We start from the raw sequence: 16,678 nt of genomic DNA on the forward strand, positions 1-16,678 counted from the left end.
GTGCATGGCCCCGGCCGCGCGCGGTTGGGGATGATCTACGCACCGCACCGGTCAACCACCCGCACCAGTCCAGGAGTTCGCCATGCCCAGCCGCCGCCATTTCCTCGCCGGATCGGCGGCGGCCGCCGTCGGCCTCGCGGCCCTCCCCCAACTGGCCTCGCCCGCAGCGGCGTCCGCCGACGGGACCGGAGCGCTGCCCCACCTCGTGGTGATCCTGGCCGACGACCTGGGCTACGGCGAGCTCGGCGCGTACGGCCAGAAGCTGATCAGCACCCCGCGCATCGACCGACTCGCCGCCGAGGGCCTCCGGTTCACCGATGCCTACGCCGCGGCCGCCGTCTGCGCACCCTCGCGCGCCGCGCTGCTGACCGGCCTGCACACCGGCCACGCCGCCGTCCGTGCCAACCCCTCCAGCGGTGGCCAGGGCAGCCTCGGCGCCGGCGACACCACCTTCGCGGAGGTGCTGCGGGCGCGGGGCTACCGTACGGGCCTGTTCGGCAAGTGGGGCTTCGGCCCCGAACTCGGGGACCAGCCCAGCCACCCGGGCGCGCGCGGCTTCGAGGAGTTCTACGGCTACATCGACCACACCCACGCCCACGAGTACTACCCGGCCTACCTGTGGCACAACGGCGCCAAGGAAACCGTCCCGACGGGCACCTTCGCCCCTGCCGTGATCGCCGACCGCGCCCTCGACTTCATCGACACCCACGCGGCCGGCCCGGACCCCTTCCTGCTCTTCCTGGCCCCGAACCTGCCGCACGCGCCCAGCGACATCCCCGACGTCGGCCCGTACGCCTCGCAGTCGTGGACGCAGGCGAACAAGGCGCACGCGGCGCAGGTGAGCCTCGTCGACCAGCAGGTCGGCGCGGTGGTGGACCGGCTGCGGGCGCGGGGGATCGCGGACCGCACCGTCGTCCTGATCGCCTCGGACAACGGCCCGCACGAGGAGGGCGGGGTGAACCCCGACCTCTTCGACTCCAACGGCCCGCTGCGCGGCTACAAGCGCAACCTGTACGAGGGCGGCGTGCGCATCCCCCTGATCGCCTGGGCCCCGGGCCGGATCGCCGCGGGCACCACCAGCTCCCGCCCCACCCCGCTCTACGACGTCCTGCCCACCCTCGCCGAACTGGCGGGAGCCCCCGCCCCCTCGGACATCGACGGCCTGTCCGCCGCCCCGGTCCTGAACGGCGCGGCCGCCCTCGCACCCCTCCACGGCCACCTGTACTGGTACCGGGACGAGCAGGGAGTCACCAGCCGGGCCAACACGCAGGACGGCGGCAGGGCGACACGGATCGCCGAGGCGATCCGCAAGGACCAGTGGAAGGCCGTACGGTTCGCCCCGGCGCGGGACCGCACGGCGGCCGACTCCCAGTGGGCCTTCGAGCTCTACAACCTGACGACCGACCTCGGGGAACAGCAGGACGTGGCGGCGAAGAACCCGTCGGTGGTCGCGTCCCTGACGGCCCTGCTCCGGGCGTCGTGGTCGGACACGTACCCGCGTCGCGCCTGGGGCCTGACGGCGGTGACGGACGCGACGGCCCTGACCGTCACGACGCGGCTGTCGAACGGCACGAGCCGCCCGTGGCCGGACGCCCGCGTCGCCCTGCGCGTCCCGGCGGGCTGGACGGCCACCCCGGCGGGCCCGGCGGCCACGGACTCCCTGGCCCCGGGCGCCGAGCTGGCCACCACCTGGAACCTCACGGCCCCGCCGTCCGCCGCCGAGACCCTGTTCACGGCGGACTCGACCACCTCCGACTTCCGCTTCACGGCGGCCACGCGGTTCGTCCCGCTGCCGGCGCCGCCCACCGAGGACAGCTACCTGAGCGACCTCCCGTGGGTCTCGGCCACCAACGGCTGGGGCCCGGTCGAGCTCGACAGCTCCAACGGCAAGAAGGCGGCGGGCGACGGCACCCCGATCGCCTTCGGCGGCGTGACCTACGCGAAGGGCCTCGGCGTGCACGCCCCGTCGGAGATCGTCTACCACCTGGGAGGCCGCGCGGACCGCTTCACCGCGCTCGTCGGCATCGACGACTTCTCGACGAAGCAGTCCTCGGCCGGCGCCACCCGCGCGATCGTCCGCGGCGACGGCCGCACGCTGTTCACGTCACCCACGTTGAAGGGAGCCACGGGTCCGGTCCCGATCGACATCGACGTACGCGGCATCCGCCTCCTCCACCTGGTGGTCGAGGACGCGAACGCCAACTCCGCCTTCGACCACACCTCATGGGCGCAGGCCCGGGTGACGGTGGTCTGAGGGACCCCGCCCCCGGGGCGCGGACTTCGGCTCAGCTCAGCCGTCGGCGCGGGCCACACCGATCGGGCAGGAGACGCCCGTTCCGCCGATGCCGCAGTAGCCGCCGGGGTTCTTGTCCAGGTACTGCTGGTGATGAGCCTCGGCAGGCCAGAAGGGGCGCTCCGATGCCGGGAGGACGGCCGTGGTGATCTGGCCGTAGCCGGAGGAGGTCAGGACCCGCTGGTAGGCATCGCGGGAGGCTTCGGCGGTGGCCTGGTCGGCGGGGGAGTGGGTGTAGACCGCCGAGCGGTACTGGGTGCCGACGTCGTTGCCCTGACGGAAGCCCTGGGTGGGGTCGTGGGACTCCCAGAACAGCTTCAGCAGCGCCTCGTACGAGACGAGCGACGGATCGAAGACGACCCGCACGACCTCGGTGTGCCCGGTGCCGCCGGAGCAGACCTCCTCGTAGGTCGGGTTCTCGGTGAAGCCGCCCTGGTAACCGGCCAGGGTGGTCCACACCCCCGGGGTCTGCCAGAACTTCCGCTCGGCCCCCCAGAAACAGCCGAGACCGAAGTCGGCGACCTGGAGGTGGGCGGGATAGGGGCCCGCGAGGGGGTTGCCGAGCACCGTGTGGACGGCGGGCAGCCCGAAGAGCGGCTCGGCGCGACCGGAGATCGCTTCCTCGCGGGTGGGGAGCTCGGGCGTGCGACGGTACGAGAACATGGATTCCCTCCTTGTGGTCTACCGGTAACGGCGAACGGCGGGCCGGGATTCCCCGGACCGCCGTTCGCCGTCGTCGTGTGCCGTGCGGCCGGGATCAGTGCGGGAGGGTAGCCGGGGAGCCGCCGTTGGCTTCGTAGCCGGCCACCGCCAGGGCGCGGTAGACCGCGTAGGAGGCCGCCGGGTCGGGGTCGGCGGACCAGGGGAGGGCGCCGACCCAGCCGTCCACGTGGCGGACCTGTTCCATCGCCTCCGCCCAGCGTTCGCCGCCGACCAGGAAGAGGAGGAGCAGGTGGCGTACGTGCGCCAGCATCGGGTCGTCGGGGCGCGCGCTGTGGACCGCGTACAGGGCGCCCTCCACCGCGCGGGTCACGGCCGCGCTCTGGTGGAAGCTGCGGATCAGGACGACGTCGGGGACGTGCTCGTACAGGGCGAAGAGGGGGAGCGCCGCGAGCAGCGAGCCCTGCGGGGCGCGGGCGGCCGCGTAGTGGGTGAAGGCGTCGGCCTTCTCGCGGGAGCCGTGCCACTTCTCGCACCAGTAGTTCAGCGCGGCCAGATGGGCGCCCATGTGCTGCGGCGCCCGGTCGATGATCTTCGCCCACAGGGCGTCGTACTCGGGCTCCGAGTAGTGCAGTACCCGGGCGACCGCCAGCTCGATGATGTACGGGACCGGGTCGCCCGGGGCCAGCAGCGCGGCCTTGTGGCAGGAATCCCGGGCCTCCTCCGCGATGATCCGGACGTCGGACTCGCTCATGCCCTCCGGGCGCCGGAACAGCTGCTGCGCCAGCAGCTCCGCGTGCACCTGCGCGCCGCCCGCGTCCTTCGGGGCCTCCAGCCGCCACGCCTTGAGCCACTGCGCGCCGAGCCCGGGCTCCTGCGAGAGCTCCAGCGCGGCCGAACCGGCGAAGGCCTGGACGCGCTGCCAGCGCACCTCGCCCTCCTTCGGGGTGCCGGCCAGCAGCTGCGAGGCGGCCTGCCACTGCCCGGTGCGCCGGACGTTGGAGAGGGCGTCCATCAGGTCCTGGTCCGGGCCGGGGATCCGGACGTCGAGTTCCTCCTGGAGGGCGAAACCGTAGGCCGCGGGGTCGGCTGCGTCGGGGCTGCCGGGCGCGACCTGGCGCAGACCGCCCCGCCTGCGCCGAACGTACGGTCCGACGACGGCCAGAACCATGCACATCGCGATCAGGAACCACAAAATCTCCATGCCCCCAGCGAACCAGACCCACCCGCGCGAACGCGAATAGGGAGGGGAGGAGCCCGGGAGGGCCGGGTCCGGTGTTCAAGCGAACCGCGACGGGGGCGGGCGGGCATTAGCATCGGGCCATGAGCGATGACAGCCACGAGCACCAGAGCTTCGAGACCCGTGCGATCCACGCGGGCAATGCGGCGGACCCGCAGACCGGTGCGGTAGTACCGCCGATCTACCAGGTGTCCACGTACAAGCAGGACGGCGTGGGCGGACTGCGCGGCGGCTACGAGTACAGCCGCAGCGGCAACCCGACCCGTACCGCACTGGAGGAGAACCTCGCGGCGCTGGAAGGCGGCCGTCGCGGCCTCGCCTTCGCGTCCGGGCTCGCCGCCGAGGACTGCCTGCTGCGCACGCTGCTTTCCCCGGGCGACCACGTGGTCATTCCGAACGACGCCTACGGCGGCACCTTCCGGCTCTTCGCCAAGGTCGTCTCCCGCTGGGGCATCGAATGGTCGGTGGCGGACACCTCCGACCCGGCGTCCGTACGCGCCGCCATCACCCCGAAGACCAAGGTCATTTGGGTCGAGACCCCCTCCAACCCGCTCCTGGGCATCACCGACATCGCCCTGGTCGCCGACATCGCGCGGACGGCCGGCGCCAAGCTGGTCGTGGACAACACCTTCGCGTCCCCCTACCTCCAGCAGCCGCTCGCGCTCGGCGCGGACGTGGTCGTGCACTCGCTGACCAAGTACATGGGCGGCCACTCCGACGTCGTGGGCGGCGCGCTCGTCGCCGCCGACGAGGCGCTGGGCGAGGAACTGGCCTACCACCAGAACGCGATGGGCGCCGTGGCCGGCCCCTTCGACTCGTGGATCGTGCTGCGCGGCATCAAGACGCTGGCCGTGCGCATGGACCGGCACGCGGAGAACGCGGGCAAGGTCGTCGAGATGCTGACCCGCCACCCCAAGGTCCACAAGGTCCTCTACCCGGGCCTGCCCGAGCACCCGGGCCACGAGGTCGCCGCCAAGCAGATGCGCAACTTCGGCGGCATGATCTCCTTCCAGGTCGTCGGCGGCGAGCAGGAGGCGGTCGACCTCTGCGCCCGCACCAAGATCTTCACCCTGGCCGAGTCCCTCGGCGGCGTCGAATCCCTCATCGAGCACCCGGGCCGCATGACCCACGCCTCGGTGGCCGGCTCGGCCCTGGAGGTCCCGGCGGACCTGATCCGCCTGTCGGTCGGCATCGAGAACGCGGACGACCTGGTGGCGGACCTGACCCAGGCGCTGGGCTGACCGGCACCGACCGTCCGATGACCGTCCGATGACCGTGATATGACAACCCGCTGATCGCCCGCTGATCGCCCGCTGATCGCCCGCTGATCGCGTCCCCCGCCCCCGTTGCCGCCCGGCACCGGGGGCGGAGTCGTCCACGGAGTCACCAGGGCGGCGAGACCTCGCTCGAGGGAGCCGTCCAGGTCCAGGCGTGCGTCAGCGAAGCCCAGACCACGAAGGCCGCCACCACCGCGAACAGCAGGGTCCAGGCGATCCGGCGCCGGACCAGGCGCCGCCGCAGCAGCCGGTCCCCGCGCGCGGCGGCTCCCGCCGCCAGATCGGTCGGCACCGTCGGGTACGGGCCCTCCAGCAGCCGCCTGACCTGGGCTTCCTTGGGATCCGGGCGGCTGCTCACGCAGCACCTGCCGTGGCCGACCCGGCGGAGGATCCGGCGGAAGGTCCGGCGGAGGGTCCGGAGCCCGTCGCGGAGCCGGGTCCGGAGCCCGGCGCCGCGCCCGGGGCCTTGCGCAGCTCGGCCACGGCCCGCGCGCAGAGCGCCCGTACCCGCTCGGGCGGCAGCCCCAGCTGCGCTGCCGTGACCTCCTCCGCGAGCCCCTCGTAGAGCCGCAGGACCAGCACGAGCCGCTCGAGCGGGCTCAGGCGGCCGAGCACCCCGGAGCCGCCGTGGTGGCGGCGGCCGGTGCGGGCGAAGGCGGCGCACAGCTCCTGGCGGGTGCAGTCGTACGGGTCGTCCCCGCGCAGCCTGCGCCAGTTCGCGTACGTACGGGCCAGCGCGCCCCCGAGGAGTCCGCGCGCGGCGGGGGCGTCGGCCGCTCCGGACGGGCCGGGGTCGGGCTCCGCCGTGAGCAGGATCGCGACGCGCAGGAGCCGCCCCGCCGCACCGGCGACGAAGGCTTCGAATTCGGCGTAGGGGCCCGGCCCGTGGTCCACAATCCACATAGTGCGGCCAGCGGGACCACCCCGGTCAAGGGGTCGGGAGCACTTGGATCAGGAGGCGGGTCCGGCCGCGGAAGCCGGGTCGGCGCCCGCGTCGGGGCCCGTCTCGGAGGCGGCCGACATCAGCTCGGACAGCGAGACGTTGAAGCGGGTCAGCAGAGCGGTGAACGACTCGCGCTCCGCCTCGTCCCAGCCGTCCGTCACCCGGGCCATCAGCTCGCGCCGCGAGGAGCGGACCTCCTCCAGCCGCGCCAGCCCGCGCGGGGACAGCGCGAGCACCACGGCCCGCCCGTCCTCGGGGTGCGAGGCCCGCTTCACCAGGCCGCTGTCGACGAGGGGCGCGACCTGGCGGGTGACGGTGGAGGAGTCGATGCCCATGCCGCCGGCGAGCGCCTTGACGCCCATCGGGCCTTCCAGGTCGAGCCGGTTCAGCAGCAGGTACGCGGCCCGGTCCATGGAGTTGCGGGCCTGGCCGACCCCGCCCAGGCGGGTCTGCTCGGCGCGCCGGGCGAAGACCGCCACCTGGTGCTGGAGCGCGTCGAGGAGACCGGCTTCGGCGGGCGCGCCGGCCGGCGCGGGCAGGTCGGAACTGGCCGAGGTGGAGGGCATGGCCGTGGGCTCTCTTCGCTGGGGCCGACAAGGATGGGGGACAGAGTACGCGGACGTGCGGCGGCTCGTACTCCGCGTACAAGAACTGATACGGCCGCTGCGCGGACCCGGGTGCGGGCCGTCCAGGATGGCCTGATTTCGCCCGTCCGGGCACCTGCCGACGGCCCCGTCCGCCCCCTTCGGCGGACACGTCCGCAGCGGCGGACGGACCTGTCGGGATGCCACTTCGGGGCCCCGTCCAGTACCCGGCAGCGGCCCTCCGCGGGCACCCGGCCGACGCCCGGCCGACGCCCGTCGGGCGACCTGCCCGGCACCGGTCCGCGCACCCGCCCGGCGCACGCTCGGCCCCGGTCCCGCCACGCATCCGTGGCCTGCCCCGGCACCCGCCGTCGCTTGCGCGGGCGACCGCCCCACCCTCGGCCCGGCGCCTGCCCCGGCACCCGCCGTGCGCCGGTGCTGCGCACCCGCCCGGCTCCGCGCTCGCCGGTCTCCCGGCCCGGCGCCCGCCGGGGCACCGGGCCCGTGCCGTGATCCGCGCGGGCTGCGAGACTGGCCGCATGAACTACCGCGTGCCGCAGCCCGTCCCGCAGGTCATCCTCGACGACGTCCGGGGGGCCCAGAAGATGCTCTCGGGCGTCTCCCGGGTGACCGCGATGGAGGGCAGCCGGTACCTCTCCTCCCTCACCGGATCCCCGGTCCACCTCAAGTGCGAGAACCTCCAGCGCACCGGCTCCTTCAAGCTGCGCGGCGCCTACGTCCGCATCGCAGGCCTGCGCCCCGAGCAGCGCGCCGCCGGGGTGGTCGCCGCCAGCGCCGGGAACCACGCGCAGGGCGTGGCACTGGCCTCCTCCCTGCTCGGGGTCCGCTCGACGGTCTTCATGCCGGTCGGGGCGCCGCTGCCGAAGGTGGCGGCCACCCAGGAATACGGCGCGGAGGTGCGCCTGCACGGGCAGGTGGTGGACGAGACCCTCGCGGCCGCCCAGGAGTACGCGGACCGTACGGGGGCGGTGTTCATCCACCCCTTCGACCACCACGACATCATCGCCGGGCAGGGCACGGTCGGCCTGGAGATCCTGGAGCAGTGCCCCGAGGTGCGCACCATCCTGGTCGGCATCGGCGGCGGCGGGCTCGCGGCCGGTGTGGCGGTGGCGGTCAAGGCGCTGCGGCCGGACGTCCGGGTGGTCGGGGTCCAGGCGGCCGGCGCGGCCGCGTACCCGCCCTCGCTGAAGGTCGGGCATCCGGTGTCGATCGAGAACCCGAACACGATGGCGGACGGCATCAAGGTGGGGCGGCCCGGCGACGTCCCCTTCAAAATCATCGGCGAACTCCTCGACGACGTGCGTACGGTGTCGGAGGACGCGCTCTCCAGCGCCCTGCTGCTCTGCCTGGAGCGGGCGAAGATGGTGGTCGAGCCGGCCGGGTGCAGCCCGGTGGCCGCGCTGCTGAGCGAGCCCGAACTGTACGGGGACGGCCCGGTCGTCGCCGTCCTGTCGGGCGGCAACATCGACCCGCTGCTCCTGCAGCGGATCCTGCGCCACGGCATGGCCGCGGCCGGCCGCTACCTGTCGCTGCGGCTGCGCGTGACCGACCGCCCGGGGGCGCTGGCCGGTCTGCTGGGGGTGTTGTCAGTGGTGGATGCGAACGTGTTGGACGTGAGCCACGTACGGACCGACCCGCGGCTGGGGCTGACGGAGGTGGAGGTGGAGCTGCACCTGGAGACGAAGGGGCCGAAGCACTGCGCGGAGGTCGCCCGTTCGCTGCACAGCGCGGGGTACAAGGTCATGAGCTAGCCGGGGGCACCGTCCCACCCCCACCACCCCCCGCACCACCCGTAGCGGAAACGCGATATGACGCGATAGCGTTCGCCCGATCGGCGGCGGCCGGGCGAGGGACGCTCACCGCCCCTAGGATTTGCGTAGGAATGTAACGATTCTGCTGGCCCCATCCGCACTGGGAGCATTCATATGCCAGGCGCTATCTACGCCGAAGGTCTGGTCAAGACCTTCGGCGACGTACGGGCTCTGGACGGCGTGGACCTGGACGTCCCCGAAGGCACCGTCCTCGGTCTGCTCGGCCCGAACGGAGCGGGCAAGACCACGACCGTGCGCGTCCTGACCACCCTCCTCCAGCCCGACAGCGGCAGAGCGGTCGTCGCGGGCATCGACGTGCTCAAGCACCCCAACGAAGTGCGGCGCGCGATAGGCCTGTCGGGCCAGTTCGCCGCAGTCGACGAGTACCTGACCGGCCGCGAGAACCTCCAAATGGTCGGCCAGCTCTACCAGATGAGTGCCAAGGCGGCGAAGGCCCGGGCCGCCGAACTGCTGGAGCGGTTCAACCTCGGCGACGCCGCCGACCGCACGGCCAAGACCTACTCCGGCGGCATGCGCCGGCGCCTCGACCTCGCGGCGGCCCTCGTCGTGAGCCCGCCCGTGATGTTCATGGACGAGCCCACCACCGGCCTCGACCCGCGCAACCGGCAGGCGCTGTGGGCGATCATCCAGGAGCTCGTCGCGGGCGGCACCACCCTGCTGCTCACCACGCAGTACCTGGAGGAGGCCGACCACCTCGCGCACGACATCTGCGTGGTCGACCACGGAAAGGTCATCGCGCGCGGCACCTCCGACCAGCTCAAGGCCCGGACGGGCGGCGAGCGCGTCGAGGTGGTCGTGCATGAGCGCGAGCACATCGCGCAGGCCCGCGAGGTCCTCGCCGGTTTCGGCAAGGGCGAGACCACCGTCGAGGAACACACCCGCAAGCTGACCGTGCCGGTCTCCGGCGGCGCCAAGCTGCTCGCCGAGGTCATCCGCGAGCTCGACGGGCGCGGCATCGAGATCGACGACATCGGCCTGCGCCGTCCCACCCTGGACGACGTTTTCATCTCCCTGACCGGCCACGCCGCGGAGCTCGCGGACGCCGACGCGGAGGACTCCGATCCATCAGCCGAAGCCAAGGGCGGCCGCAAGGCCCGTAAGGCGAGCAAGGAGGCGGTGAAATGACCCTCACCTCCACGACCCCGGAGCTGATGGCGCCCCGCCCGCGCGGCGGCATCGTCCAGGGGGTCAAGGACTCCCTGGTCATGGCCAAGCGGAACCTGATCCGGATGTCCCGCATCCCCGAGATGATCATCTTCGGCGTGATCCAGCCGGTGATGTTCGTCGTCCTGTTCAGCTACGTCTTCGGTGGCTCCATAGCCGTCGGCGGCAACACCTCGCCCGCCGCCTACCGCGAGTTCCTGATGGCGGGCATCTTCGCCCAGACGGTCACCTTCGCCACGGCCGGCGCGGGCGCGGGCATCGCGGACGACATGCACAAGGGCCTCATCGACCGCTTCCGCTCCCTGCCCATGGCCCGGGGCGCGGTCCTGACCGGCCGCACCCTCGCCGACCTCGTCCAGACCACCCTCACGCTCGTCGTCCTGGCGATCGTGGCGCTGATCGTCGGCTGGCGCACCCACACCAACATCGGCGAGGTCCTGGCCGGCTTCGCCCTGCTGCTCCTGCTCGGGTACGCGTTCTCCTGGATCGGCGCCCTGATCGGCCTGTCGGTGCGCACCCCGGAGGCGGCCACCTCGGGCGGGCTGATCTGGCTCTTCCCGCTGACGTTCATCTCGAACGCCTTCGTCCCCTCCCAGAACATGCCGGGCTTCCTGCGGCACATCGCGGAGTGGAACCCCTTCAGCGCCACCGTCCAGGCCTCGCGCCAGCTCTTCGGCAACCTGCCCGAGGGCTATCCGGTCCCCGACGCCTGGCCGATGCAGCACCCGGTCGTCGCGTCCGTCCTCTGGTCGGTCCTGATCATCGTGGTCTTCCGGACCCTGGCGGTGCGCAAGTACCGCTCGGCGACGGCCTGAGCACCGGGGAAGGCTTTCGCCGAAAGCACTTCGCCCCGCCGAGCAGTTGCTCGGCGGGGCGAATTTCACAAAGGGGGGTGATCAGCCCGTGAAGGGCTTGACGTCGAGGATCTTGACCGAGGCCTGCTTGCCGTTGGGCAGCTCGTACTGGGCGTCCTCGCCGATCTTCTTGCCCATCACGCCGGTGCCCAGCGGGGACTGCGGGGAGTAGGTCTCGAAGTCCGAGGACGCGTACTCGCGCGAGGCCAGCAGGAACTCCATGGTGTCGTCCTCGTCGCCGTCGAAAGCGATCTTGACGAGCGTGCCGGGGGCCACCACTCCCTCCGAAGCGGGGGCCGTGCCGACCTTGGCCTTCTCCAGGAGCTGCGTGAGCTGGCGGATGCGGAGCTCCTGCTTGCCCTGCTCCTCCTTGGCCGCGTGGTAACCGCCGTTCTCGCGGAGGTCGCCCTCCTCGCGGGCCGCGGCGATCTTGATCGTGATCTCCGTGCGGGCGGGACCAGAGAGGTACTCCAGCTCTGCTGTCAGCTGGTCGTACGCCGCCTGGGTCAGCCAGGTGACGCTCTCGCTCGTCTGGGTCACGGGTGCTCCTCGTCGGTACAGGGACTACAAAGCCGCCAGCGGCGGACGAAACCACGAGCCTAACAATTCGGGAAGAAAAGGGGGAGGACACCAAGCGTGTGAAGTGCGTCAGGGGTCCCGGGTCGAGCGGGGACGGGGCCGGACGGGGCCGTACCGGGCCGGAGATAACCGGAAGGAACGACTCCACCACCCGGCGTGTTGCCGTGCGCCCGGGCCGGTTCGAGGTCGGCTCGCGGTCGGCTCGAGATCAGTTCGCGGTGCCCTCGGGCCGGCAGCCGATCAGGTCGATCATCGTGGCGCGGCTGGTGGTCTTCAGCGTCACCATCTCGTCCACGCGCTTGTCCTTCTGTGCGAACGTGAAGTCTGCCCGGCCCACCTCGCCGTGGTTCACGTCCTGCGAGCTGAGCGTGCACACCCCGGTGACCGAGGCGTTCTTGCGCACCTCCAGGTGCACCTCGACCGCGTTGTCCGAGACCACCTTGTACTTGATGACCTCGGCGCTGACGCTCTGACCGGCGACGTAGTCCCAGCCGATCCAGCCGACCACGCCCAGCAGTCCGATCCCCAGGACGGACCCCACGATCTTGAGCTTCCGATCGGCACGCTCGTCCGCCGACCGGCCGTAACGGCCCTCGGGCAGTCCCTCGCGCACCGCGCTCATCGATCGTTCCCTTCGAGACGGGGTGAACACCGGAAATCCGGGGCCACCCCCCGGAATTTTTCGACCCCCCGGTTCGGTCACTATAGAAGGCGCCAGCCCTGACGACTCAAAGAGGATCCTGTCTTGACCGAGCAGCTTCGATTGATGGCCGTCCATGCCCACCCCGACGACGAGTCGAGCAAGGGGGCGGCCACCATGGCCAAGTACGTGTCCGAGGAGGTGTCCGTCCTGGTGGTCACCTGCACCGGCGGCGAGCGCGGCTCCGTCCTCAATCCCAAGCTCCAGGGCGACAAGTACATCGAGGAGAACATCCACGAGGTCCGCGCCAAGGAGATGGACGAGGCCCGCGAGATCCTCGGCGTCGACCAGGAGTGGCTGGGGTACGTCGACTCCGGGCTTCCCGAGGGCGACCCGCTGCCTCCGCTCCCCGAGGGCTGCTTCGCGCTGGCCGACGTGGACGAGGCCGCCGGCGAGCTGGTGAAGAAGATCCGCGCCTTCCGGCCGCAGGTCGTCACCACGTACGACGAGAACGGCGGCTACCCGCACCCCGACCACATCATGACCCACCAGATCTCCATGGTGGCCTTCGAGCACGCCTCCGACACCGAGAAGTACCCGGAGGCCGAGTTCGGCCCGGCCTACCAGCCGCAGAAGCTCTACTACAACCAGGGCTTCAACAAGCCGCGCACCGTCGCCCTGCACGAGGCGCTGCTCTCCCGCGGCATGGAGTCCCCCTACGCGGAGTGGCTGGAGCGGTGGAAGGAGTTCGAGCGCAAGGAGCGGACCCTGACCACCCACATCCCCTGCGCCGAGTTCTTCGAGATCCGCGACAAGGCCCTCATCGCGCACGCCACGCAGATCGACCCGGACGGCGGCTGGTTCCGCGTCCCGATGGAGATCCAGAAGGAGGTCTGGCCGACCGAGGAGTACGAGCTGGCGAAGTCGCTCGTGGACACTTCCCTCCCCGAGTCCGACCTCTTCGCGGGCATCCGGGAGAATGCGTAGCTATGAGCGCTACGCAGGCAGCAATCGTCCAGCTCCTTCCGCTGGCCGGAGACACCTTCGACAAGAACAAGGTGACCCCCGGAATCCTGGGCTTCATCGTGTTCGCGGCCCTCGCCCTCGGGGTGTGGGGCCTGATGAAGTCGATGAGCCGGCACATGGGCCGGGTCGACTTCAAGGAAGCCCCGGAGCCCACCCCGGCGGACGGCACGCGCGCCCCGTAGGGGCCCGCCCCGCACGTACGGTCCTTCGCGCGACCGCCGTCCCACCCGTAGACCGGTGGGACGGCGGACCTTCGCGCGCGTCCCCGGCGCGCCCTACTCCGCGGCCGGCGGCACCGGGATCCCCATGATCTCCCGCGAGTGCAGGTTCGGCACCAGCGACAGCCGCCACGCCTGCCAGCCCTCCGCCGGGTCGACGCCGCGCGCCAGGATCACCGCGTAGGTCTCCAGGCAGTCCTCCAGCCGCCCGTCCCGCATCGGGTGCGGGGCCGCCGAGAGGCGGGCCAGCTCCGTGCGCGCCTCGTCGGGGGCGCCGGGGACCGCGTACGGCAGGAGCGTGCAGCGCAGGAAGCGCGCCCAGTCCTCCCCGCGCCGGTCCCCGTAGGAGATGAACAGCCGGACGGCCTCCTCGCACAGGTCGAGCGCCTGCGCGGTCCGCCCGTTGCCCGCGTCCACGACCGCCAGCTCCAGGCAGGTCCACGCCTCCCCGTGCGCCAGCCCGATCCGCCGGAAGTCCGCCCGCGCGTCCACCAGCAGCTGGCGGGCGAAGCCGGAGTTGCGCAGGTTGCCCGTCTGCGCCGCCCGCTGGTCGCGCGTCACCCGGCCCGAGTGGTGGCGGGCGTGCGCCAGCCCGTACACGTCGCGCATCCGGGAGAACATCGTGCGGGCCCGCTCCAGCTCCCGTACCGCCCGGTCCCGCTCCCCGGCCTCCTCCAGCGCCTGCCCCAGGTAGTACAGGGTCCACGCCTCGCCTCGCGCGTCCTCCGCCTCCCGGTGGCGGGCCAGCGCGTCGCGCAGCCGCTCCAGGGCCGGCCCCGGATCCCCGTCGACCACCCGGGCCCGCCCCAGCTGGGTCAGCGCCCAGGCCTGGCCGCGGTCGTCGCGGGTGCGCCCGTACAGCTCCAGCGCCAGGCGCAGCTCCGCCTCCGCGCGCTCCACCTGTCCCAGGCGCAGGTGGACCTGGCCGAGCTGGAAGTGCGCCCAGGCCTCGCCGTGCACGCTCCCGCTCTCCCGGTGCAGCACCAGGGACTCGCGCAGCAGCCGCAGGGCCTCCACGAGGTGCGCGCGGTCGCGTTCGACGGCGCCGAGCGCGTGCAGCCCCCACGCGCGGTCGCCCGCGAGCTCGTCGGAGGCCTGGAGGACCAGGGCCTCGCGGATGCGCGCCGAGGCCTCCGGGAGATTGCCCTGATGGTGCAGGGTGATGCCGAGCGAGACCAGCGCCATGCCCGCGCCGGCCTCCTGGTGGGCCTCCATGTACTGGTCGACCAGCGAGGTCAGGGTGGTGCGCGACTTGTCGAGCTCGCCGAGCTGGCGCGCCGCGATACCGGTGCGCCACTGCACCGAGCGGACCAGCAGCCCCTGGTCGACGGCCTGGGTCAGCTCGTTGATCTCGCCCAGCCGGTACAGGTCCCCGCGCAGCAGGCAGAAGTCGCAGAGCGCGCCCAGCAGGTCCAGCACCGCCTGCTGGTCCACGCCCTCGGAGTGGCGCAGGGCCGCCGTGATGAAGCTGGACTCGTCGTCCAGCCAGCGCAGCGCCGCGTCCAGGGAGGCGAAGCCGTGGCCACCGACCGTGCTCGACTTCGACAGGGCGTTGGCGCGCGTGGACATCTTTCCGTCGACCATCCGGATCACCGAGTCGGCGAGCTGCGCGTACGTACGGATCAGCCGCTCGTGGGCCGCCGCGGCCCCGGCCCGGTCCTCGTCGGCCGCCAGCCGCGCCGCCGCGTGGGCGCGCACCGCGTCGTGCATCCGGAACCGGTCCCCGCGCACGTGGTCCAGCAGACCCGCCTGCGCCAGCTCGCGCAGCAGCCGCCCGGCCTCCACCTGTTCCGCGTCGATCAGAGCCGCCGCGGCCGCCGCCCCGAGCGAGGCCCGGCCCGCCAGGGTGAGGCGGCGCAGCAGGCGCCGCCCTTCCTCGGGCAGGGCGGCGTAGGCCAGGTCGAGCGCGGAGTCCAGGGTGCCGTCGGCCGCCCGCGCGTCCGGGGCGCTGTCCGCGGCCCCCTCGCTCTCGCTGCGGGCGGCCCCGAGAGGGGCCAGGACGCGCAGCGCGAGCGGCAGTCCGGCGCCGAGCGCGAGCAGCTCCCGTACGGTCTCCTCCCCGTACGGGGCTTCGTGCGCGCCCGCCCGGACCAGCTCGGCCCCGGCCTCCTCCGCGAGCCGGGTCACCGGCACCTGGTGCACCCAGGCCGCCAGGTCCGCCGGGAGCTCCAGCGGCTCCCGCGCCGTGACCAGGACCAGGCTCTCGGAACGTTCGGGCACGAGCATCCGTACCTGCGCGGCGTCTACGGCATCGTCCAGGACCACCGTCACCGGGGTGCCCTGCAAGTGCTGGTGGTACAACTCACCCAGCCTGCGCACCTGTTGCTCCGCCGAGGAGCCCTCGCGGAAGAGCAGCTGCTCACGGGGGGCGCCCAGCCGGTTCATCAGGTGCAGCAGCGCCTCGCGGGTGGGCAGCGGGGTCTCGGCGGCCCCGCCGCCGCGCAGGTCCACCACGCAGGCGCCCTTGAACTGGTCCCGCAGCGCGTGCGCCGCGTGCAGCGCCAGCGTGGTGCGGCCCACCCCGGGCTCGCCGTGCAGCACCACGACCACCGGCCGGGTCTCGGTGCTGGCGCGGGCCGTCTGCACCCACTGGGCGATCCGGCCCAACTCCGCCCGACGGCCCGTGAACAGGCCCTCCACCTCCGGGAGTTGCCCGAAGGACTGCTCCAGCACCGCCCGCCGCCGCGCCTCGGCGCTGCGGTTGGCCCCGCGCAGCGGGATGCCGTTGCCCGTGCCGTTCACCTTGGGGAGGGGGGTGATGGGCTGGGCGGCGTTCTTCGCCACCTTGCGCTGCTGCTCCACGAAGGGGCGTATCCCGCGCACCTCCAACGCCGACAGCCACTGGAGCTTCAGCTGCTCCGCCCCGCCGGGCCGCCCCAGCTCCCCGGCGCGCCGGTTCGCGGCGGGCAGGTGCAGGGCGGTCACCTTGGCCACGGTGGCCGTCGCCCCGGCCACGCCCACGACGGCACCGGCGGTCAGCGCGGTGCCCGCGGCCACCCCGAAGGCCAGGTCGGCTCCGATGGCCGAGGCGGCGGCAACGGCCGTCACCAGCAGGGCCGTCGAGAGGTTCGCCCGCCGGAAGGCCTCGCCGAGCGACTCCTCTCCGGCCGCCGCCTCGTCCAGGGCGCGCACGTACGCCTCGTACTCGGGGGCCGCGCTCGCGGCGAGCGAGTCCAGTGCCTCCCGGCCGCGTGCGAGCAGCGCCGCCCGGGCCTCGGGGGTCCCGGCCGCCCCGGCGGCCCCCCGCCGGGCCTCGTCGTCCACGGCCCGCCCCAGCAGCCGCTCGGCCTCAACGCGATGGCTGTCCCGCATCGGCATCCCCCTCAGAGAGCTCCGGCAACGTGCGC

Annotated in this window: 15 protein-coding genes; 7 read left to right on the forward strand and 8 right to left on the reverse strand. The window is 72.9% G+C overall.

The genetic code is table 11. The features are described 5' to 3' along the window. Positions 1-82: 82 nt before the first annotated feature. Positions 83-2,254 carry a sulfatase-like hydrolase/transferase gene (locus OG490_RS23490; protein WP_330298250.1) on the forward strand — a complete coding sequence of 724 codons (2,172 nt, stop codon included), beginning with the start codon at positions 83-85 and terminating at the stop codon, positions 2,252-2,254. A gap of 36 nt (positions 2,255-2,290) precedes the next feature. On the opposite strand, the gene msrA is transcribed toward OG490_RS23490, so the two are convergent. Beyond that, positions 2,291-2,956: a peptide-methionine (S)-S-oxide reductase MsrA gene (msrA, locus tag OG490_RS23495; RefSeq protein WP_330298251.1), complete on the reverse strand. Its 666-nt coding sequence runs from the start codon at positions 2,954-2,956 to the stop codon at positions 2,291-2,293. Positions 2,957-3,050: 94 nt separating this feature from the next. Next, positions 3,051-4,157: a hypothetical protein gene (locus tag OG490_RS23500; protein ID WP_330298252.1), complete on the reverse strand. Its 1,107-nt coding sequence runs from the start codon at positions 4,155-4,157 to the stop codon at positions 3,051-3,053. 119 nt (positions 4,158-4,276) lie between these two features. Between OG490_RS23500 and OG490_RS23505 the strand changes: the two genes are divergently transcribed. Then, positions 4,277-5,434, forward strand: coding sequence for a cystathionine gamma-synthase (locus OG490_RS23505; RefSeq protein ID WP_330298253.1), 1,158 nt, complete (start codon positions 4,277-4,279; stop codon positions 5,432-5,434). Positions 5,435-5,576: 142 nt separating this feature from the next. Here OG490_RS23505 and OG490_RS23510 read toward each other — a convergent pair whose 3' ends face one another. From OG490_RS23510 to OG490_RS23520, 3 genes are read right to left on the reverse strand one after another with little or no spacing between them, the layout of a single operon-like run. Next, the gene (locus OG490_RS23510; RefSeq protein WP_330298254.1) at positions 5,577-5,828 is read right to left on the reverse strand and encodes a hypothetical protein; all 252 of its coding nucleotides are present in this window, start codon (positions 5,826-5,828) and stop codon (positions 5,577-5,579) included. Then, positions 5,825-6,364 (reverse strand): sigma factor-like helix-turn-helix DNA-binding protein, encoded by a 540-nt coding sequence (locus tag OG490_RS23515; protein WP_330298255.1) that lies wholly within the window; start codon positions 6,362-6,364, stop codon positions 5,825-5,827. Before OG490_RS23515 ends, OG490_RS23510 begins: the two co-directional genes overlap by 4 nt. A gap of 57 nt (positions 6,365-6,421) precedes the next feature. Further along, the gene (locus OG490_RS23520; RefSeq protein WP_330298256.1) at positions 6,422-6,979 is read right to left on the reverse strand and encodes a MarR family winged helix-turn-helix transcriptional regulator; all 558 of its coding nucleotides are present in this window, start codon (positions 6,977-6,979) and stop codon (positions 6,422-6,424) included. Between the two features lie 557 nt (positions 6,980-7,536). On the opposite strand from OG490_RS23520, the gene ilvA reads away from it, so the two are divergent. From ilvA to OG490_RS23535, 3 genes are all read left to right on the forward strand, one after another. After that, on the forward strand, positions 7,537-8,769 hold the full coding sequence (ilvA, locus tag OG490_RS23525) for a threonine ammonia-lyase (RefSeq protein WP_330298257.1): 1,233 nt from the start codon (positions 7,537-7,539) through the stop codon (positions 8,767-8,769). A 174-nt stretch (positions 8,770-8,943) separates the two neighbouring features. Further along, positions 8,944-9,975 carry an ATP-binding cassette domain-containing protein gene (locus OG490_RS23530; protein ID WP_330298258.1) on the forward strand — a complete coding sequence of 344 codons (1,032 nt, stop codon included), beginning with the start codon at positions 8,944-8,946 and terminating at the stop codon, positions 9,973-9,975. Next, complete coding sequence (locus OG490_RS23535) at positions 9,972-10,829, forward strand: ABC transporter permease (protein ID WP_330298259.1); 858 nt, start codon at positions 9,972-9,974, stop codon at positions 10,827-10,829. Before OG490_RS23530 ends, OG490_RS23535 begins: the two co-directional genes overlap by 4 nt. Before the next feature lie 81 nt (positions 10,830-10,910). On the opposite strand, the gene greA is transcribed toward OG490_RS23535, so the two are convergent. Both greA and OG490_RS23545 read right to left on the reverse strand, forming a co-directional pair. Beyond that, positions 10,911-11,408, reverse strand: a complete 498-nt coding sequence (greA, locus tag OG490_RS23540; RefSeq protein ID WP_330298260.1) for a transcription elongation factor GreA — start codon at positions 11,406-11,408, stop codon at positions 10,911-10,913. A 247-nt stretch (positions 11,409-11,655) separates the two neighbouring features. Next, positions 11,656-12,069: a DUF4307 domain-containing protein gene (locus OG490_RS23545; protein ID WP_330298261.1), complete on the reverse strand. Its 414-nt coding sequence runs from the start codon at positions 12,067-12,069 to the stop codon at positions 11,656-11,658. Between the two features lie 123 nt (positions 12,070-12,192). Between OG490_RS23545 and mca the strand changes: the two genes are divergently transcribed. Together mca and OG490_RS23555 are read left to right on the forward strand one after the other, a co-directional pair. Next, positions 12,193-13,074, forward strand: a complete 882-nt coding sequence (gene mca / locus OG490_RS23550; protein WP_330298262.1) for a mycothiol conjugate amidase Mca — start codon at positions 12,193-12,195, stop codon at positions 13,072-13,074. A gap of 2 nt (positions 13,075-13,076) precedes the next feature. After that, entirely contained in the window at positions 13,077-13,295 is a 219-nt protein-coding gene (locus OG490_RS23555) for a hypothetical protein (RefSeq protein WP_330298263.1), read from the forward strand. A 93-nt stretch (positions 13,296-13,388) separates the two neighbouring features. On the opposite strand, the gene OG490_RS23560 is transcribed toward OG490_RS23555, so the two are convergent. After that, positions 13,389-16,643: a tetratricopeptide repeat protein gene (locus OG490_RS23560; protein WP_330298264.1), complete on the reverse strand. Its 3,255-nt coding sequence runs from the start codon at positions 16,641-16,643 to the stop codon at positions 13,389-13,391. Positions 16,644-16,678: the final 35 nt, after the last annotated feature.

The sequence above is a fragment of the Streptomyces sp. NBC_00503 genome (assembly GCF_036346895.1).
Classification (GTDB): domain Bacteria; phylum Actinomycetota; class Actinomycetes; order Streptomycetales; family Streptomycetaceae; genus Streptomyces.